Raw genomic sequence first — 17,977 nt, 5'->3', positions numbered from 1 at the left:
ACCGGGGAGTTGATCCGGGAGCTGCGCACCGCGCACGGTTGGTCGCAGGCCCGTCCGGCCGACGAGATCAACACCCGGCACGCGACCACAATGACGCGGGAGTACGTGGCCCGGCGGGAACGCGGGAAGACCAGCAGACCTCCGACTACGCTGTCCCCTGGTGGCGGCTCAACGTCTTCCGCTCCCTGCTCCTGGCCCGACTCGGCGACGAGAAGGCCGCGGCCGACGCACAGGACCAGGCGCTGGCCGTACTCCCCCCGAGCCTGCCCCGCTTCGCCAGGCACCTCAAGCTCCACCAGGGGCTGATGCTCGCCCGCTCCGGCGACCGCGTCGGCGGCATCGCCCACGCCACCACCGCCATGAAAGCCCTCCCACCCGAGAAACACAGCCTCACCCTGCGCATGCTCCTCGCCGAGATCCAACCCCTCGCTTGTGGGCAGCCGCCGGCTCGCCGAGGGTCTCGAAGCCCGCCGGTGGGAGACGGGTTCGGCGTCAGCACGAATCGGGGTGCGGGGGTGAAACATAGATCGCGGACAGCACCCCGTCGCCCTGCACCGTGACCGGGCCGGGGGCGGTGGTGTCGACCAGCTTCAGGTCGTACGGCAGGGCCTTCAAGGGGAGGTCTTCGCCGAGGTAGCTCACCGAGAGCGTGCCACGACAGACCGAGGGCCCCGGCGGCGCGGTGTCGGGCACCCGGCCGTCCTGCGGGCCGACCGCATGGGAGGCGATGCCGACCAGGGTGTACGAATATTCGTAGCGGGCCCCACTGACGACGTTGGCCTCGTGCGTCTTCTTCAAGTCGACCCAGTAGTGGGCGAGCTTCACCGGGACCGACTCGCACGGGCGCTTGATGTCCTCCGGAGTGAAGTTCAGGCCGGAGGAGTCCAACATCAGACCCTTGGTCTGGTAGTCCCCGCTGGCGCTGCGGAGTTCCTTCAGATAGCCGGTCAGCTGTTCGACGCTCATTCCGGCGGTCTTCACACACTCCTTGGGCGCGGTGGGCAACGCGCTCGCGGCCGGAGCGGCGGAGCCTGTGGCGGGCGCGTAGTGCACGAGCCCGGAGGGCGAAGGAGCCGGGGCCTTGGCGGCGGGCTCGCCACCTCCTGAACATCCCGAGACGGCCAGAAGCACGGCCACGAAGGTGGCGGGCACTACCGATGACGCACGCGCGCGGTGCATGTGTCCCTCCAGATGCGAATCGAGACGGCTTCCCCGGACGGATCCTCTCAAGTACGGAAGGACCGCGCAGCCGTTCGGACAAGGAACCGGCCCGGGCCGCCGGGCCGGACCGTGTACACGGAGACCGATCCATTTCCAAGGCTCAAACGCGGTACCTCCGACCGCATCCGCAACCGCCGCGTGAACGAGCGGGCCGGCGAGGAGATCCGTCTGGGCGTCGTCGTGCAGGGCTTCGACGCCGGCGAGGAGTACGCCAAGGTGTACGCACTCCCGCACGAGGCACCCTTCAAAGCGAACCGGGCGGGCGTGGCCACCTTCGTCATGCGCGGCCGCGAGTACCTCGTCGCGCTCAAGGCTGCACCGGCCCGGCCGCCGGGTCGACCTCACAGTCCTCCGCACCCGCGGACCACCGCACCGCGGCACGCGAGCGCACTCGACAAGCCGGTCGGACGGTGGCTGAGCCAGAAGAGGGTTCATGGAGCGCGTCGCGAACACCTACGCAACACGAAGGTCCAGTTCAGAAGCCATCGGAGGACTCCGTCGCGCTGACCACGTGCGGGACGCTCGGCGTGGAGGTCGCGGTGGGCGGCGCGGAACATCGCGCGGGGTCCGCGGCGGGAAGCGGCGCGGGGACTTCCTCACCTCCAACCTGAGCTACCACGGCAACAGCATGTTCACCCTCGTGGTCGCGGGCAACCAGATCCGCAATCCGTCCCGAGGACCGCTACGACCTGGGCCCGGCCTCTCCCGCGCCCTACCCGCCAACGCACGGCCACGCCCCACGAAGGGCACGGGTGCGGCGCCCCGTGTGCTGAGGAGGTGGCACGGGCCATCGACGGCAGGGGTGCGGAGAACGTCGCCGCAGTCCTGATCGAGCCGATCAACGGGACCACTGGCGGCGCCTTCGTGCCCCTCGGCCGGATACCTGCGGCGGGTGTCGCAGATCTGCCGGGAGCGGGGCGTCCTGGTCATCCACGACGATCTCCTGACCGGGCTGTGGCACACCGGCCCGAGCAGCTGCGCAAGGGCTTCACGTTCGTCCTCGCACCGGGCCGGGACCCGCTGCTCGCGGAGATGTTCCTCGGCACCGTGGACAAGGTCGGCGAGCTGTCGGAGATGTACCGGGCGTGCTTCAACGCCGAGGTCACGGAGGCCTTGCATGCGCTCAGGCGCCTGGAGGGGGCCGGGCACACGGTCGGCCCGTTCATCACGAACAGCTTCGATGCGCTCGGCGCCCGCGCCGGGTTCCAGGAGGAGTTCATGCGCCATGCGCCGCTACGACCAGCGGATCCCGCCGGCCACTTTCCACCCCGACGCGAAGGCGCTGGTCGTGCTCGGGCTGCACGCCGACCGGCGGTGGGTGGCCAAGCGGGCCCGCGCGGCCGGCCTCAAGGTGTTCATCGTCGACCCGGAGGGATTCCCCCGTCCGGACGGCACCTGGTTCGCGTATCCACCGGAAGCCCCGCAGAGCGGTGACGTCGTGGTACGGCAGACGGCCGCCGTCGCGATCGGCGAGCTGGAGCGGCTGCTGAACCTCAACTCGGCCAGCGCGTGAAATGCGGGGCCGGAGAACGGCGGTAGCCTCTGGGGTCGTTCCCCGGCCCCGCCACGCGGGCCCCTCCCAGGATGAGAGTCAAGGAATGCGCATTTCAGTCATCGGCTGCGGACACCTCGGCATCCCGCACGCGGCGGCGATGGCCGAACTGGGTCACGAAGTCATCGGGGTGGACGTCGACCAGGCCAAGGTCGACCGGCTCAACTCCGGCCAGTGCCCCATCTACGAGACGGGCCTGCCCGAGCTCCTCGCCCGGCACACCGCGAGCGGACGCCTGCGGTTCACCACCGACATCCGCGAGGCCGCCGAGTTCGCCGAACTGCACTTCATCGGTGTCGGCACGCCGATCGACGCGGACGGCCGCTCGTACGACACCGGGCAGGTCTTCGGGGCGGTCCGCCAACTCGCCCCGCACCTGACCCGGCCGTGCACGATCGTCGGCAAGAGCACGGTCACCGTCGGCACCACCGTCCAGGTCACCGCCCTCGCCCAGCGCCTCGCCCCCGCTCGCACCGCGGTGGAGGTGGCCTGGAATCCGGAGTTCCTCCGCGAGGGACACGCGGTCGAGGACACCCTGCGGCCCGACCGGCTCATCGTCGGCCTCACCACCACCGTAGCCGAGAAGGCGGTCCGCGCCGTCTACGCCCCGATCCTGGACGCCGGGGTCCCCCTGTTCGTCACCGACCCGGCCACCGCCGAACTCGCCAAGGGCGCCGCCAACACCTTCCTCGGCCTGAAGATCAGCTACATCAACGCCGTCGCCGACATGTGCGACGCCGCGGGCGCCGATGTCTCCCAGATCGTGGAGATCCTCGGCATCGACCCCCGGATCGGCAGCGGCGGCATGCGGCCAGGCATCGGCTACGGCGGCGGCTGCCTGCCCAAGGACGTCCGCGCCTTCACCGCCTCCGCCCGCCGGCTCGGCGCCGACAAGGCAGCGACCCTGCTGCGCGCCGCCGAGGAAATCAACGAGTCCCGCACCGCCGTCGCCATGGGCCTCGTCCGCGACGCCCTGGGCGACCGCTCCGTCAAGAACGCCCGGATCACCGTATGGGGCGCCGCGTTCAAGCCCGGCACCAACGACGTGAGGGAAAGTCCGGCGCTCGCGCTCGCCCACACCCTCCAGCAAGCCGGCGCCACCGTCACCGTCCACGACCCGCAGGCCGTGGCCACCGCCATGACCCGCAACCCGGAACTGGACTACACCGACGACCTGCCCGCATCCGTCGACGGAGCCGACCTCGTCGTCCTGGCCACCGAATGGCCCGAATACGGCCAGGCGGACCCTCAGCACCTGGCAGTCCGCGCGGCCAGCCCGCTCCTCGTCGACTGCCGCACCACCCTTGACCCGGAGCCCTGGCGCACGGCCGGCTGGACCGTCCACCAGCTCGGACGCCCCGGCAAGTAGTCCCGCACCCCGCGCCTGAGGCATGCCGAGGCAGACGCCGAAGCACACCAGAAGGCCTACGTTGGGGGCCGGCGAGGGTGTTGCTGCCTCCGCCGAGCGTGAACGGCTGCTCGGAGTGCGCGGCGGCGGTGCGGGCGAGGTCTGGCCGGCCGGCTTCGTGGGTGTGGCTGAGCCTGAGCGGCGCGGGGCCGCCCAGGCGCAGCGTGGTGTGGTCGGACAGCTGGTGCTGTCCCTTTCCTTCTGGTCGGGGTTGGTCAGGACGACATGATGAAACGCAGGGCGAGGCCGGAAGCGGTGATCCAGTAGGTGACGCGGGCCCCGTCGTCGAACGGCACCTGGCCGGGCAGGCCGACGTTCACCGGCTCGCTCGGCTTGCTGCCGGGATGGGGGCCCTGGAGGCTGAGGGGCAGGGTGTTCGTGTCGTACGTGTCCATGTGGCCCCCGCTGGCGAGGAGAGCCGCGTACGCCTTCTCCCCCGGAGCGAGAGTGGCGGGCGCGTCCTTGCTGTCCTCGATCACGGCGATCGGGGCCCTGGCGTAGGGGAACTTCAGGTACGGGTACGCGTAGAGGCTGCACTTCTTGCTCCCGGTGTTGGTGACCGTGAGGAGGAGGTGCCTGACGGGCTTGCCGTTCTCGTCCTCGTTCGTCGCGGAGAACGCGAGGTCGGACACCGCACACGCGGCAATCGCGGCAGGCGCAGTGGCGGACGCCGCACCAGCCGTGGGGGCGGTGTTGCCCGAACCGGCGCTCGGCTTCGCCGAACCACCGCCGGGCTTCGCCGAAGCCTCGCCCGGCTCCGCCGAAGCCGTCTCGCCCGTCTTCGGCGAGTTCGTCGCGCTCGGCTGCACCGAGGTCTGGGAGGCGCCCGATACGTCGGCCCCGCTCGGCTCGCATGCCGTGGACGCGAGCATCAGCGCACCGAGGACGGCCGCGGCCGCCGCCTTCCTGATTACCTTGCTTTCCCTGGTCAACAGAACCCCCTGTGTGATGTTCTTCGCTGTACACGACCTGTACGCACGCCAGGATTCGGCGGGTTGCATGCGGATCGGAAAAGTTTTGGGACCGGGGGCGGTATGACGGAGGACGAGTTCGACGCGTTCTACGCGTCGGCGTTCCCACGGATCGTCGGCCAGGTGTACTCCTTCACCGGTGACCTCGGTCAGGCCCAGGACGTTGTTCAGGAAGCCTTCGTACGTGCCTGGGACCGGCGGCGTGACATCCTTGCCACCGAGGCGCCCGAAGCCTGGATCCGCACCGTCGCGATGCGCCTCGCGGTCAGCCACTGGCGGCGGGCGCGGCGGTGGCTGGAGCTGGTACGCCGCACCCCGCCACCCGATCACGCCCCTGGACCCGGTCCCGAGCACGTCGCCCTTGTCGCGGCGCTGCGGCAGCTCCCGGAGCCCCAGCGCCTGGCGATAGTGCTGCACCACCTGTGTGACCTCAGTGTGGAGCAGGTAGCCTCCGAGACCGGCGCACCGACCGGTACGGTCAAGGCCCGCCTGTCACGTGGCCGGGCAGCCCTCGCCAAGCTGCTGCCTGCCAGTGAGGTCGGTGTAGTGGGCGGAAGTGGCGAGGAGAAGGAGGAAGACCGTGGCCGATGACCTGTCCTCCGCCCTGCGCGAGCTGGCCGACAACGCCGCATGCCCCGCACCCACGACGGGTGCGGAGGTCCGGCGCCGGGCCGTTTCCCGGCGCCGTCGCCGGCACTCCGCCCTCGCGGGAGGCACCGTCGCAGTGGTCGCAGCCCTCGCGTTCACCCTGACCACGGCCCTCGGTGGCCCGGAGCCCCACCAGAACCCCGCACCACCCCCCGCCGCCTCCCTCACTGCGCCCACGGCCGATGCTGCCTCGCCCGCTGCGCCCACCGCCAGTGTGCCCTCGTCCACCGAGCCCTCCCCCACTGCGCCAACCCTCGCCGGTCCAACCCCCACCGCCCCCACCGCCCCCACGGCTGGTGCGGCGTCCGCCACTGCGCCTGCCGCGATTGCCGCGTGTGCGGTGTCCGACCTCGCGTTCTCCGCGACGAACGAGGACGAGAACGGCAAGCCCGTCAGGCACCTCCTCCTCACGGTCACCAACACCGGGAGCAAGAAGTGCAGCCTCTACGCGTACCCGTACCTGAAGTTCCCCTACGCCAGGGCCCCGATCGCCGTGATCGAGGACAGCAAGGACGCGCCCGCCACTCTCGCTCCGGGGGAGAAGGCGTACGCGGCTCTCCTCGCCAGCGGGGGCCACATGGACACGTACGACACGAACACCCTGCCCCTCAGCCTCCAGGGCCCCCATCCCGGCAGCAAGCCGAGCGAGCCGGTGAACGTCGGCCTGCCCGGCCAGGTGCCGTTCGACGACGGGGCCCGCGTCACCTACTGGATCACCGCTTCCGGCCTCGCCCTGCGTTTCATCATGTCGTCCTGACCAACCCCGACCAGAACGCTCGCCGGCTGTTTCCGCCGGCGCGTGGGCGTTCCGTCCGCCGGGCAAGAGTGACGACCTGGACGTTCGCGCCGTGTCGGCGATGCTTGGCCGAGTGGTCCGCCGGGCTGTCGCCGACGCGACGCGGTCGCACTCGGCGAGAGTGCCGTCCAGCAGGACGAACTCTGCGATGAAGAATGCGGCCCGCCGCAGGCACCGCACCACGACCGGGGACACCGAGGCGGGCGAGGCCTTCGCGCCACGATGACGCAGATCCGCCTCACGCCGTAGCGGCGCTGGTGAGCGGCGACGAACTGGAAGCGGTTCACCAGCACGTCTCCCCGGCGAGCCCCTGGTCGCGGCCGGCACCGAGGCAGCCGCCTTCACCGACTGGGCGTCGATGACGCCCGCCGTCGGCTCCCGGTCGCGTCCGGCGGCTGCACGGATCCGGTCCCGCAGCCGGTCGTGGAACTCGGCGGTCCGGCCCTTGTCGCGCCAGCAGCGGAAGAATGCGTAGACGCGGTCCCAGGCGGGGAAGTCCGAGGGCGTCGACCGCCACGTGATACCGCCCGCGACCAGATAGCGGACCGCGTCGGCCATCTGCCGGTGGCAGTAGCCCTCCGGCTACCCGCCCGGCCCTCCAGCCAGGCTGGCACCGGCAGAACAGCACGGACCTCGGCCCATTCCGCATCCGTCATGTCCGACGGTTCCTGCCCACCATCCACAGGACGTGCCATGACCCACCCGAAGAAAGCCACCACAAGGAAGCCGCTCCCCCGCTTCGAGGAAGCGGAAGGGCTCGGGCCGTCGGACGCGAGGTTCGTTTACGGGACCTGGTCGAGGTGCTCGAAAAGCACGGGAACCCGAACCGCTTCGGTCTGTGCCTTCTCCACGACCACTTCCCGCTCGCCCCGGACGAGGTCATGGTGGAAACGAACGACTCCGTGAGGCGCACCCTGCACTCTCACGTGGAGAAGAAGGGGCAGACACGGCACGTCAAGCCCTCCCAGCGGCGGTTCGCGCCCCACGGCACGCCGACGCCCCGGTCGTCGTGCTGCTGCACGGCTGGCCGGACTCGGTGTTGCGGTTCGAGCGGGTTCTGCCGCTGCTGACGGATCTGCACGTCGTGGTCCCTGCGCTGCCGGGCTTCCCGTTCGCGGCCCCGCTCACCACCTCCGGCATGTCGTCCCATCAGATTGCCGGGATCGTCGCCGCCGCGCTGGACGAGCTCGGATACTCGCGGTACACGCTGTCCGGCGGCGACGTGGGTGGCACCGTCGCGGAAGTCCTCGCTGCCGAATACCCGGACCGGGTGGCCGCCCTGCACCTCACGAACACCGCCCCGCAGCGTGCGCTTGCGGCGGACCCGGCGAAGCTCACGCCCTGGAGTCCTGGTCAGACGGATCGGCCTTCACCACGGACGAGCTCCTCACCTGGGTCAGCGCCTACTGGGTCACCGGCACGATCGGCACCTCCTTCACCACCTACGTCGAGCCGGTCGACCTTCCCGACCGGCTCGACACGCCGACCGTGCTGTCCGTCTTCCCTCACGACATCAAACCGGAGCCGCGAAGCTACGCCGAGGCGTTCCTGAACATTCGCGACTATGTGGAACACCGGGCAGGCGGTCACTTCGCGGCCTGGGAACAGCCCGAGGCCTATGCCGAAGACGTACGCCGCAGTCAGGCTGGGCACCTGAGACCGAGCTTGCGCCTGCTCCACCGCCGAGCCTCGACGGGGCGGACCTCGCCATGGGCCGGGAGGCAGTACGCACCCCCGCCAACTACCTGCGAAGGATGCGGACCCGCAGGCGCCGACGGGCGCCTGTCGAAGGCCGCTTCCACGTCCGGTGCACTGCGGGTGCCGGGATGGGAGAGGCCGCGGGTCGCGAGGAGGGCAGACCCGGTCGGCTCCGCTCACGTCCGGGCCGCTCGGCGGGGCCCAGAGCAGATGCACGCCGAGTGTGAGGGATCCGGCGCCGCAGTGGTGTCCGGAGCAGGCCGGCTCCGGCGGAAGGAGTCTTCGAGCACCGCCTTCTCACTTCTGAACCCGTTGGTCGTAGTTCATCTGGTGCGCCCGGATCTCGTCCGCGTGGTCGACGGTCCAGTCGTACAACCGGCCGAACGGCTCCCGCAGGGATTCGCCGAGCGGGGTGAGGGAGTACTCGACCCCCACCGGAGAGGTTGGCAGCACGCGGCGCACGATCATTCCGTTGCGCTCCAGGCGGCGCAGCGTCTGGGTCAGGACCCGCTGGGTCACGCCCTCAAGACGGCGCTTGATCTCGTTGAACCGGGTGGGCCTGTCAAGGACCGCCATCACCATCATCGACCACTTGTCAGCTATCTGGTCGAGGATCGGGCGACTGGGGCAGTCGGACCGGTAGACGGTGCCGGCGTCGGCGCCGGTTTCGGAGATGTCCATGTCGGTATCCTTCGCGATCCTAGCGATGCCGAAAGTGCGTTATTGACGCCGGTTGCCCGTCGCAGCACTGTGAGTATGCATCAGGAACCTAGATGCGTATCAGGTACCCATCGGAGATCTTCATGAGCCAAGACGCCTACGCGACCTTGCGGGTCAGCCTCAAGGGCGGCATAGCCCGTGTCACCCTCGACAACCCACCGGTCAACATCCTGAACGTCGCCATGATGGCCGACCTCCGGCGCCTGCTGACGGTGCTGAGGGATGACGACTCGGTACGGGTGATCGTGTTCGACAGCGCCAGCCCGGAGTTCTTCATCGCGCACGTCGACATGACGCTCGTCGACACGCCGGACGCCTTCGACGAGCTCGCGGCCGGCCTTCCGGACGGAGTCAACGTCTTCCAGGCCCTGGGGGAACTGCTCCGGCACCAGCCGCAGGTGACCATCGTCAAACTTGCCGGGACGGCGCGCGGGGGCGGGGCGGAGTTCGTCACGGCCGCGGACATGGTGTTCGCGGCGATGGGACGCGCCGGAATCGGCCAGATCGAGGCTCTCATGGGCATCGTCCCCGGTGGAGGGGGCACGCAGTACCTCACCGGCCGGATCGGCCGCAATCGCGCCCTGGAGGCGGTGCTGGGCGCCGACCTCTACGACGCCGAAACCGCGGAGCGCTACGGCTGGGTCAACCGGGCCGTTCCAGCCGACGAACTCGACGGGGTCGTCGACCGCCTCGCCCGTAACATCGCCGCCCTGCCCGACGGGGTGATCGCGGCGGCCAAGCGTGCCATCGTCCCTGAGGACCTGGCCGAGGGGCTCCTGCGGGAACACGAGGCCTGGGCAGGCCAGTTCGTTCGCCCTGCGGCCGAGCGGCTGATCCGCGACGGACTGGCCAACGGCGCCCAGAGCCGTCACGGCGAGCGTGATCTGGAGGCTCTGCTCCGGGGCCTGGCCTGACATGCCGGTATCCCAAAGCCGTCACCGCGGCGCCGCCCGAAAGCTTCCTCCTGCGAGCTCGGGCCCCAAGGCGACGCAAGCGGGCGCCGTGGACGCCGAGACCAGCCCCGTGAATCGCGGGCCCTCCGGGACCGCCCGACCGATCGGGTTGGCAGGACGCCAGCTGCGGACCCCCGGGTGCTGCTGTACGCGCACGCCCCGTGCCGCGATCAGCGCAGCCTGCTCCCCCCTGCCGCCGTCCGCTGCCAGGACGTAGCAGTGCCCACCGTGAGCGAGTTGTCCTGGGAGCAGATCCAGGGACGCGCGTGCGGGCCTGCGAGGCTCCACTGGCCGCCTGCCGGGTGTGGCGCGACACGGTCGTCGTCCCTCCGGACGGGTACGGCCTCCCCTTCGGCGTTCCCCGTACGCCGTCCGGAGGGCCTCCGGTGTCGAGTGCACACGGTGCGCCGCCTCATGATCGGAGTCGTTTGTCCCAGCCTGGGTAGCACGTTCGAATGCCCGGGCGGCGACTGCTCGCACGCCCCCAACCTGAGGAAGTCCTCGACGACCCCGACAAGGGCGGACGCGTGCTCCACGACCGCGACCGGGACGAGCCGCCGTGTACTGCCGGCCGGCCTGGGCGCGGGGGTCGGGATCCGGGGCGAGCCGGCGCTCGGGCACCGTCGGGGACGGTGTGCGGGGTGTGGCCGTGGCCGGTCGCTTCGGCGCGGCCGATTCCGGGCCGGTCGAGGCGGGCTTCGGCGTCACCACTCCGGGTCAGACGCTGCGTCACGTGCGATGGCCAGGTTGGTCCGCACGGCCAGCGTGGTCGGGTGGGTGTCGCCGAGGATCTGCTCGCACTGGCTGAGGGTGGTCTCGAACAGGGGGAGGGCACGGTGCGGGTCGCCCGCGGAAAGGAAGGCCAGTGCGACGTTGTTGCGGCTTTTCAGGGTGTCGGGGTGGTTGTTGCCGAGCACCTGTTCGCGCTGGCTGAGGACGGTCCTGTGCAGGGGGGTGGCACGGTCCGGGTCGCCCGCTGCCTGGTAGGCGCCGGCGAGGTTCTCTCGGAAGTTCAGGGTGAGGGGGTGGGCGTCGCCGAGGGCTTGCTCGAAGTGGGCGAGCGCATTTTCGTGCAGGGGGATGGCACGGTCGAGGTCGCCCGCCGCCTGGTAGGCGGCGGCGAGGTTGCCCAAGCTGATGAGGGTGTCGGGGTGGTTGTTGCCGAGGACCCGCTCGTGCTGGATGAGGGTGGTTTCGTACAGGGGGACGGCGCGGTCCAGGTCGCCCGCTGTGTGGTAGGCGAGCGCAAGGTTGGCCCGGCTGCTCAGGGTGTGGGGGTGGGTGTCGCCGAGGGCCCGTTCGAGCTGGGTGAGGGTGGTCTCGAACAGGGGGACGGCGCGGTCCAGGTCGCCCGCCGCCTGGTAGGCGAGCGCGAGGTTGTTGCGACTGGTCAGGGTGTCGAGGTGGGTGTCGCCGAGCGCTTGCTGGAAGTGGGCGAGCACATTTTCGTGCAAGGGGATGGCACGGTCCAGGTCGCCCGCCGCCTGGTAGGCGCCCGCGAGGTTGCCCAAGCTGACGAGGGTGTCGGGGTGGTTGTTGCCGAGGACCCGCTCGCGCTGGACGAGGGTGGTCTCGTACAGAGGGATGGCGCGGCCCAGGTCGCCCGCCGCCTGATAGGCGGAAGCAAGGTTGTTTCGGCTGCTCAGGGTATCGGGGTGGGTGTCGCCGACGACCCGCTCGAACTGGGTGAGGGTGGCCTCCAACAGGGAGACGGCACGGTCCGGGTCGCCCGCTGCCTGGTAGGCGGCGGCGAGGTTGTTGCGGCTGACCAGGGTGTCGGGGTGGGTGTGGCCGAGGACCCGCTCGGACTGGCTGAGGGTGATCTCGAACAGGGGGACGGCGCGGTCCAGGTCGCCCGCTGCCTGATAGGCGAGCGCGAGGTTGTTGCGACTGGTCAGGGTGTCGGGGTGGGTGTCGCCAAGGACCCGCTCGACCCGGGCAAGGGCGGCCTGTTGGAGCGGGATGGTGCCGGAGGCGGTGACCGTCGCGCCCACGGCGGGGGGAGCGGACAGGAGGGCGGCGACCTCGGCCCGTAGGTCGGCGTCCTTACGCAGGGCTCGCTTCAGCAACTTCCGCAACGCGGCCAGAGCATCTGCGTCCTCAGGGTCGTCCGCAACCTCCTGAATCGCTGCCGCGAGCGCGGCCTGCTCGGGTTCGCAGCGGTGGCGCGATACGGCTTGGAGGATGCGGCGGCCGAGGTCGGCGGTGGCGTCCGCGGCGGGATCCTCCGCCCGGGCCAGGACAGCCCCGCCGTAGGCCCGTGCCGCGGCGGTCAGGAACGGGCCGGCCTGCCCCACCAACCGGACGATTCTCGCACGCATCCTTGTCCCCCCTCGGGTTGAGCACACCTGCAACAAGGTCTTTCTGACGGAGCGTAGATGATTGGGCGGTCCAGTTCAGGTGTTCGACTCAAACCGCTGGGCGGTCCGCGGACCTGTCGCGCGAGCTACGCAGGTCCGAATCTCGCACCAGCCACCGGACAGCACGGAGGGCCCTGATCAGCGGAGGCGCCGATCAGGGCCCTCCGGTCCGCAGCTGGCCGTACTCAGCCCCGAGGGCCTTGCAGCCTCGCCCGTTGAAGGCGTTGAAGGGAATCGTCTGGCGGCTCGGTATCTCGTACGCAACGCTGGTCCGCAAGCTCGATCCCGACCAGCAGACCCCGGCTTCGACAGGTCGAACAACACGATCGCCGTGGCCGATCCGTGGCCGGACACCACCATGTACACGTGGTGGAACTACAACGACCACGTGAGCGAAGCTCGTCCAAGTGGACGCACTCCCGCATCGGCATCTCCCGCTAGGGCAGGCGACATGCGCGACACCGAAATGTCCAGCAAGCGGACGGGCTCTCGCTTCTCCCGGCCTGTCCATCGTCATCGCACTGAGTGCATCCGCGCTGCTGTCCGGCCCATGCGGTCCCGGCCAAGGACCCTCTCCCGGCCGACATCCCCGACTATCAGGCCGCCCTCGACGCGGTGAAGTCCACCGATGTACGCAACGCGGTCTGCCGCTTCCTGCGCACTCCGGTGCCCGTCGGCGGTGCCGGCGGGCCGGTGCAGACGTTCCCCGAAACGGCCGAGCCGTGCCAGGATCTCCCGGTCTTCACGATCAGGGACCCGGTGGCACGGAACTAGATCACCCCCGGGTTCGTAGCGGGCACCGCCAAGCCGCTGCCCACCGAGGCGGTCAAGCTGACGCAGTTGGTCTCCTCGCTCAGCACCACCGTCACCGGCCGCAACGCAACCGTCGTGCTCGCCCCCACCCAGGGCGGCGGCTGGCACTTGGCGGCCATCCGCGACGGCGACAGCGACGCCGTGTACGCCGGCAAACCCACCCTGGGCATGCTGGTCTTCACCGAGCCACAGATCCGCGGCTGGTACCAGCTCAAGCTCACCACCGTCGAACCACTCAACGACGAGGCCCGGCAGGGCCTTGGCGGGCCAGGCGTCGGCGTCGCTCAGCGACTACCAGAAACTGGTCAAGGCCCGTTACGCCGACAGCGGTGAGGAATCACGAGGCCGGTCCCTGGACAGCCGCCATCGGCGATAGTGACTGCGCCACCGACGGCGGCCTTGACGCCCGACTCCTCCCAGGCCTCCCAGGCCTCGCAGGCCTCGCAGTCGTTGCGGTTTCCCGGCAGCCGCCGGCCGACAACGACGACCCGGCGGGTGTCCGCGTCGACGACCACCTGGTGGTTGGTGGAGTAGCGGTGGTCCTCGGATCACTGGGCGGCGGTGTGATCGCGAGTGGGCACGAGCGTGCCATCCACGATGACAACGGTGCCCCTTGCGGAAGCGTTGCCCCTGGATCAATGCCAGACGCGGCCCCAGGGCATCGACAGCGCGGGCGCCCGTGGGCTCCGAAACGCCGGACAAGAGCGTGAGCTGCCGCGCCGTCAGGTCGGTCCACCGGTACGCGACGACCAGTAGCACGCGGTCTTCAAAGCAAAGCGTCCAAAGACGTCCCGCCCTCACTGGGTGGAACAGCAGGTCAGCGGCACATCAACCCTGACCGGGCCCAGCCCTCTGCCACACCCTTCAGCCGAGCAGGGCCGCAGCGGACTCCTCGGCAAGGTCCTCGGCGTGCGGGGGCAGCGGGAGGCCTGCCCGCAAGGGGCGGCGGACCACCCCGAGCGGCAGGTCGATCAGGGCCAGGGCGATCCGGTCCCGGCCCTGGGGCCCGGTCAGACCGACGGCCTCGCCGACCAAGCCGAGGCGGGCGAACACCCGCTCGTTGCCCCGATCCGCGCGTTCCCGGTACTCCTCGGGCCAGCCGGCCCGGCCGAACTCCTCGGCGCCGTACAGGAGCAGCGCCGCCTCCCGCGGGTGGGCCCGGCTCCAGGCCACGACGTGCCGGGCGCCGGCGCGGGCGGCCCTGCGGGGGTCGGGGTCGCCGGCGAGCGCGGCGAGGTAGCCCTCCTGGAAGCCCTCGACGGTACGCAGCCACACCTCGGCGAGCAGCGCAGGGCGCCCCGGGAAGCGGTGGTACACGGATCCGCTGGGCGCGCCGACGGCCTGGGCGACGGCGGACATGGTGACTGCGGCCGGGCCGCCGGTTGCCGCCAGCAGGACGGCGGCGTCGAGGAGCTCGTCGGCGTCGAAGCGGGGTGGTCTCGGCATGAATCAGAGAGTACCCTCCATTTCAATTAGAGGTCACTCTCCAATTGAAGGAGTTCGCCATGCCCGTCCACAACGTCCACGAACGCCTGCTCCCGATGAAGGCGGCCGAGGTCGGCGCCCTCCTCGACTCCCTCTCCGACGGGTCGGCCGACCGACTCTGGCCGCACCGGACCTGGTCTCCCATGGAGTTCGACCGCCCGCTGTCCGCGGGCGCGACGGGCGGGCACGGCCCGGTCCGCTACACGGTCGCCGCGTACGTCCCGGGAACCTGGATCCGCTTCGCCTTCAGCGGCCCTCGCGGCTTCCACGGCTTCCACGAGTACGCCGTGCTGCCGGTCGACGACGAGCGCACGGTGCTGCGGCACACCCTGTCGATGCGGGTCACCGGAATCGCCCGGCTGAGCTGGCCGCTGGCCTACCGCTGGCTGCACGACGCACTGCTGGAGGACAGCCTCGACCGTGCCGAGCACCCGGCGCGACGCGCCCGCTGGTCCCCGTACGTCCGGCTGCTCATGGCCATCGCCCCCCAGGAGCACTGAGCTCGTCGCTTGACGTTGCCGGCCGGACAGCTCGGCTGTCTCCCACCACCGACGCCTGACTCCCAAGGGTGAAAGCAGCGGGGCGCGAGGTCGCAATCAGTCCAACCGGAGGTGTGTGGGGACTCCTCGCGGGGTGACATCGGGCCCTGGATGAGTCGTGGAGCCCGACCTCACGGTCGCCCGCAAGCAGATGTACGGCACCTGGCCGCGGACACTCGGCCACCAGACCTTCCTCCTGCTGCCCAGGGTCTTCTTCACCGACCACGCCGACCGGCCCGGCCAAGCCCGTCGGCAACGGCCCGTACACAAGCGGACTCGCGCACCAAGGGCATCGCGATGGCGATCGATCGCGACGCGATCACCCGACGCCAGCGGTCGAGCCCCGCTTTCACGGGTGTTCGGACCGGGCGAAGAGCTTGCCGGCGAGGGGCCCCAGGGCCGTGCCGTAGCTGTAGGCGTCGTCACTGCTGACGTTCACGGCGACCACGGTCCCCACACCTGCCGGATCGAGGTCGACCATGTACGGGCCGCCGCTGGATCCGACGCCCATGAGGCACGGAATCCGGAAGAACTGCGGCGCGCGCCGCGGCTGCGTGCCGGGACCTTCGCAATGGAGCACCCGGCTCGTGTAGGGATACCCGAACTGGTGGACCGGGCTTCCTGGTTTCGCGCCGAAGGCGATCCTCTGGGCTCCGACCACCGCCGAGATGCTCCGCCCGTCCGCAGCGGGGTTCATCTCCAGCATCGCCACGTCGTTGCCGTCGGCCTGCCAGTCCTCGGCCATGTGCACCCTGCGTACGGTGAACCCGCCGTGGGGGCTCTGTCCGTCCCGGTAGCCGGGCACGAAGTACAGGTTCTTGTCCCATGTCGCGGTCTGCGAGGATCCGTCGGACAGGGGCGTGCGCACGCAATGGGCCGCGGTCACGACGGTGTTCGTGCCGACGACCGTCGCTGTGCAGGCCGCGTCCTCCCCGCCCGTGACGAAGATGCGGCCGACGGTGCGGGCGACGACACCGCCCTTGTCCCATTCCGGCTGCACGAAGGCGTCGGACCGGTCGGCCATCGCCATCCCTGCGATCCCGTGGCCCATCCAGTACTGCTCGATCCGCTGCTGCTCGGCCGCGTCGAGAGCCGCCTCACGCGCCATGGTCTTCGGCTCCGCCGCCCCACCCCCGGTCGTCTTCGACGCGTGCGAAATCGGTCCGCATCCAGCGACCAGAACGAGCAGCGCTCCAGCCGCTGCCCGACTCCGAGCTCGTCTCACGGTCGTCATCCCTTCTCCACTGAGGTCAGCGCACGGTACTTCAAGGCGCTGACCAGCCCGGACACCGGGTCTCCATCCCTTCAGCCCCCGGCGCCGGTGGCGGCGCCGAAGCCGGCGTGGGAACCGTCCGCCACGGCTTCCGGCCGGGAACGCTTGGGCGGGGACCATCCGGGCGCAGGCGGCTCTGCCCTGCCGGTATCCGGCTCGAACGGGCCCCGGGAACGGGGATGACGGGGGCATGGGACGCTGACGGCGCGGTCGAGTCAAGAACCAGCCGACGTCCCGCTGCCTGAAGGACAGCCCCGCCTTCGGCCTTCGCGCCTTCTCGTGTGGCACCCGTCCCCCATGGCCCGACGGTAGTCCCGGGACGGGGGAACCGGCACCGGTGGGATCCCCTCTTGATGAGTGACCGAGGGGGGAAGTGCATGGCGGGGAAGACCGTTCCGGCAGCCGGGCGCTTGGTGGTGGCGGGGTTCCTTTGCGCCCTGATGGCGGGGTGCGGCAGCACGGCACCGGGAGGGGCCTCAGGACCTGCACCCGTGCCCTCCCTCTCACCGACCGCCGACTGCGGCCTCGACACGACGACTGACGACCCGACCGGCGGGTACGCCGGCCCGCCGACGGACGAGGAGACCGGCGGGTACGCCGGCCCGCCGACGGACGAGGAGACCGGCGGGTACGCCGGCCCGCCCACCGACCAGGAGGCCGCCGACGGTGGCGCCGGTCCGCCGACCGACGGGGAGATCGGCAACGGGGGCGGCCCCTGCGGGCCTGCGGACTGGTTCGACATGACCCGGGACTTCCAGGCCTACCTCGGACAGCACCTCACCAAGGCGGACGACGGCACCGTCTCCCAGCAGTCCGTACGCGAGACCCGTGTCCGGAAGGTGAGCGCCGTCGGCGAGGCGAGGATCACCTTTTTCTCCTACTTCACCGACGACGCCCTCAGCCGCAACGCCGCGCTCCGCCTGGCCCGGCTGTTCGCCGACTGGCGGCGCGAGGTCTACGGCGACACGGGCAAGGTGTCGGTCCGTACCACCGAAGGGACCGTGCTCGTCACCCTGACCTGGTGAGCCCGGCCATCGCGCGTTCCATGCCGCGCAGTGGTGCACGGCTCCGGCGTCCACCGCCCGGAGCCGGCGAGGCGAGGCGCCGGGTGATGAAGGCGCGGTGGGCCTCGATGGTCTCGATCGGGTGGACGGCTCATGGCGGAGTCGGGCATTCGAACTGTCCGATTGCCTGGCGGGTCACTGCCCCTGTGCCCGTGGGGTCGCCGTGGCGAGGAGACCGGACAGGGCCTCCTGGAGATCTTCGGTCTGGCGGTAGTGAAGGGCGGTCATCCCCACGTCGCAGGCCGCGATGACGTTGGCGGCGGTGCCCACCCCGGCCCTCCACGAGCTCCGCGCCCCAGGGCAGCACGGCTGGGTGGCCGCGGTGCCGTTCGGCGTGCCGCCGGCGGCGGTCGAGGCACGGACGCGCGCCGACCGCGACCGCACGGAGCCCGTACGCATCGTGGGCGAGCACCACGCCGCGGCCGCGCAGAACCGGGTCCACACCAGCCGATGCCGTGCCGCTGCGCCCACCGCTC

At 70.7% G+C, this 17,977-nt stretch carries 18 protein-coding genes and 3 pseudogenes; 11 read left to right on the top strand and 10 right to left on the bottom strand.

What is annotated here, in order from left to right:
* Positions 1-492 precede the first annotated feature (492 nt).
* Positions 493-981 carry a hypothetical protein gene (locus OG295_RS39015; protein WP_371681492.1) on the bottom strand — a complete coding sequence of 163 codons (489 nt, stop codon included), beginning with the start codon at positions 979-981 and terminating at the stop codon, positions 493-495.
* A gap of 309 nt (positions 982-1,290) precedes the next feature.
* Here OG295_RS39015 and OG295_RS39010 point away from each other — a divergent pair, with 309 nt between their 5' ends.
* From OG295_RS39010 to OG295_RS39000, 3 genes are all read left to right on the top strand, one after another.
* The gene (locus OG295_RS39010) at positions 1,291-1,728 is read left to right on the top strand and encodes a hypothetical protein (protein WP_331738551.1); all 438 of its coding nucleotides are present in this window, start codon (positions 1,291-1,293) and stop codon (positions 1,726-1,728) included.
* Between the two features lie 718 nt (positions 1,729-2,446).
* On the top strand, positions 2,447-2,734 hold the full coding sequence (locus OG295_RS39005) for a hypothetical protein (protein ID WP_331738549.1): 288 nt from the start codon (positions 2,447-2,449) through the stop codon (positions 2,732-2,734).
* 85 nt (positions 2,735-2,819) lie between these two features.
* On the top strand, positions 2,820-4,142 hold the full coding sequence (locus OG295_RS39000) for a UDP-glucose/GDP-mannose dehydrogenase family protein (RefSeq protein WP_331738547.1): 1,323 nt from the start codon (positions 2,820-2,822) through the stop codon (positions 4,140-4,142).
* A 254-nt stretch (positions 4,143-4,396) separates the two neighbouring features.
* On the opposite strand, the gene OG295_RS38995 is transcribed toward OG295_RS39000, so the two are convergent.
* Positions 4,397-4,813, bottom strand: coding sequence for a DUF4232 domain-containing protein (locus OG295_RS38995; RefSeq protein WP_331738545.1), 417 nt, complete (start codon positions 4,811-4,813; stop codon positions 4,397-4,399).
* 28 nt (positions 4,814-4,841) lie between these two features.
* Here OG295_RS38995 and OG295_RS38990 point away from each other — a divergent pair, with 28 nt between their 5' ends.
* The 3 genes from OG295_RS38990 to OG295_RS38980 are packed head-to-tail and all read left to right on the top strand — an operon-like array spanning position 4,842 to position 6,557.
* Positions 4,842-5,219: a hypothetical protein gene (locus OG295_RS38990; RefSeq protein WP_371681491.1), complete on the top strand. Its 378-nt coding sequence runs from the start codon at positions 4,842-4,844 to the stop codon at positions 5,217-5,219.
* On the top strand, positions 5,216-5,743 hold the full coding sequence (locus OG295_RS38985) for a SigE family RNA polymerase sigma factor (RefSeq protein WP_331738541.1): 528 nt from the start codon (positions 5,216-5,218) through the stop codon (positions 5,741-5,743). The genes OG295_RS38990 and OG295_RS38985 overlap by 4 nt, the downstream gene beginning before the upstream one ends.
* Positions 5,733-6,557 (top strand): DUF4232 domain-containing protein, encoded by an 825-nt coding sequence (locus tag OG295_RS38980; protein ID WP_331738539.1) that lies wholly within the window; start codon positions 5,733-5,735, stop codon positions 6,555-6,557. Before OG295_RS38985 ends, OG295_RS38980 begins: the two co-directional genes overlap by 11 nt.
* A gap of 67 nt (positions 6,558-6,624) precedes the next feature.
* Here the strand turns inward: OG295_RS38980 and OG295_RS38975 are convergent.
* Positions 6,625-6,743: pseudogene (locus tag OG295_RS38975) on the bottom strand (IS5/IS1182 family transposase); the annotation flags it as partial.
* Positions 6,744-7,082: 339 nt separating this feature from the next.
* Positions 7,083-7,154, bottom strand: a pseudogene (locus OG295_RS38970) (hypothetical protein); the annotation flags it as partial.
* Positions 7,155-7,434: 280 nt separating this feature from the next.
* Between OG295_RS38970 and OG295_RS38965 the strand changes: the two are divergent.
* Positions 7,435-8,148, top strand: coding sequence for an alpha/beta fold hydrolase (locus OG295_RS38965; protein WP_331738537.1), 714 nt, complete (start codon positions 7,435-7,437; stop codon positions 8,146-8,148).
* A gap of 443 nt (positions 8,149-8,591) precedes the next feature.
* Here OG295_RS38965 and OG295_RS38960 read toward each other — a convergent pair whose 3' ends face one another.
* Positions 8,592-8,975: a helix-turn-helix domain-containing protein gene (locus OG295_RS38960; RefSeq protein WP_331738534.1), complete on the bottom strand. Its 384-nt coding sequence runs from the start codon at positions 8,973-8,975 to the stop codon at positions 8,592-8,594.
* 122 nt (positions 8,976-9,097) lie between these two features.
* Between OG295_RS38960 and OG295_RS38955 the strand changes: the two genes are divergently transcribed.
* Positions 9,098-9,928 (top strand): enoyl-CoA hydratase/isomerase family protein, encoded by an 831-nt coding sequence (locus OG295_RS38955; protein ID WP_331738532.1) that lies wholly within the window; start codon positions 9,098-9,100, stop codon positions 9,926-9,928.
* 743 nt (positions 9,929-10,671) lie between these two features.
* Here the strand turns inward: OG295_RS38955 and OG295_RS38950 are convergent.
* Positions 10,672-12,288, bottom strand: coding sequence for a tetratricopeptide repeat protein (locus tag OG295_RS38950; protein WP_331738530.1), 1,617 nt, complete (start codon positions 12,286-12,288; stop codon positions 10,672-10,674).
* An 879-nt stretch (positions 12,289-13,167) separates the two neighbouring features.
* On the opposite strand from OG295_RS38950, the gene OG295_RS38945 reads away from it, so the two are divergent.
* Positions 13,168-13,473, top strand: a complete 306-nt coding sequence (locus OG295_RS38945) for a hypothetical protein (protein ID WP_331738526.1) — start codon at positions 13,168-13,170, stop codon at positions 13,471-13,473.
* Here the strand turns inward: OG295_RS38945 and OG295_RS38940 are convergent.
* Positions 13,458-13,941: pseudogene (locus tag OG295_RS38940) on the bottom strand (transposase); the annotation flags it as partial. The gene OG295_RS38945 and the pseudogene OG295_RS38940 sit on opposite strands and share 16 nt — an antisense overlap.
* A gap of 63 nt (positions 13,942-14,004) precedes the next feature.
* Complete coding sequence (locus OG295_RS38935) at positions 14,005-14,586, bottom strand: TetR/AcrR family transcriptional regulator (RefSeq protein WP_331738524.1); 582 nt, start codon at positions 14,584-14,586, stop codon at positions 14,005-14,007.
* Between the two features lie 59 nt (positions 14,587-14,645).
* Between OG295_RS38935 and OG295_RS38930 the strand changes: the two genes are divergently transcribed.
* A complete protein-coding gene (locus OG295_RS38930) occupies positions 14,646-15,125 on the top strand; it encodes an SRPBCC family protein (protein ID WP_331738522.1) in 480 nt (159 codons plus the stop codon).
* 388 nt (positions 15,126-15,513) lie between these two features.
* Here the strand turns inward: OG295_RS38930 and OG295_RS38925 are convergent, their stop codons facing one another.
* Complete coding sequence (locus OG295_RS38925; RefSeq protein WP_331738520.1) at positions 15,514-16,272, bottom strand: trypsin-like serine protease; 759 nt, start codon at positions 16,270-16,272, stop codon at positions 15,514-15,516.
* A 656-nt stretch (positions 16,273-16,928) separates the two neighbouring features.
* Between OG295_RS38925 and OG295_RS38920 the strand changes: the two genes are divergently transcribed.
* Positions 16,929-17,462 carry a hypothetical protein gene (locus OG295_RS38920; protein ID WP_331738517.1) on the top strand — a complete coding sequence of 178 codons (534 nt, stop codon included), beginning with the start codon at positions 16,929-16,931 and terminating at the stop codon, positions 17,460-17,462.
* Positions 17,463-17,636: 174 nt separating this feature from the next.
* Here OG295_RS38920 and OG295_RS38915 read toward each other — a convergent pair whose 3' ends face one another.
* A complete protein-coding gene (locus OG295_RS38915) occupies positions 17,637-17,771 on the bottom strand; it encodes a hypothetical protein (protein WP_331738515.1) in 135 nt (44 codons plus the stop codon).
* Positions 17,772-17,977: the final 206 nt, after the last annotated feature.

This window comes from Streptomyces sp. NBC_01276 (genome assembly GCF_041435355.1).
GTDB lineage: Bacteria > Actinomycetota > Actinomycetes > Streptomycetales > Streptomycetaceae > Streptomyces.
Note: the sequence above shows the minus strand (reverse complement) of the source record. Positions and strands in the feature narration are given on the sequence as shown.

Coding starts and splice junctions, on each gene's coding strand:
- OG295_RS39005 (WP_331738549.1), top strand. CDS start 2,447: ATGCGCCGCTACGACCAGCGGATCCCGCCGGCCACTTTCCACCCCGAC.
- OG295_RS39000 (WP_331738547.1), top strand. CDS start 2,820: ATGCGCATTTCAGTCATCGGCTGCGGACACCTCGGCATCCCGCACGCG.
- OG295_RS38985 (WP_331738541.1), top strand. CDS start 5,216: ATGACGGAGGACGAGTTCGACGCGTTCTACGCGTCGGCGTTCCCACGG.
- OG295_RS38960 (WP_331738534.1), bottom strand. CDS start 8,975: ATGGACATCTCCGAAACCGGCGCCGACGCCGGCACCGTCTACCGGTCC.
- OG295_RS38955 (WP_331738532.1), top strand. CDS start 9,098: ATGAGCCAAGACGCCTACGCGACCTTGCGGGTCAGCCTCAAGGGCGGC.
- OG295_RS38950 (WP_331738530.1), bottom strand. CDS start 12,288: ATGCGTGCGAGAATCGTCCGGTTGGTGGGGCAGGCCGGCCCGTTCCTG.
- OG295_RS38935 (WP_331738524.1), bottom strand. CDS start 14,586: ATGCCGAGACCACCCCGCTTCGACGCCGACGAGCTCCTCGACGCCGCC.
- OG295_RS38930 (WP_331738522.1), top strand. CDS start 14,646: ATGCCCGTCCACAACGTCCACGAACGCCTGCTCCCGATGAAGGCGGCC.
- OG295_RS38925 (WP_331738520.1), bottom strand. CDS start 16,272: ATGGCGCGTGAGGCGGCTCTCGACGCGGCCGAGCAGCAGCGGATCGAG.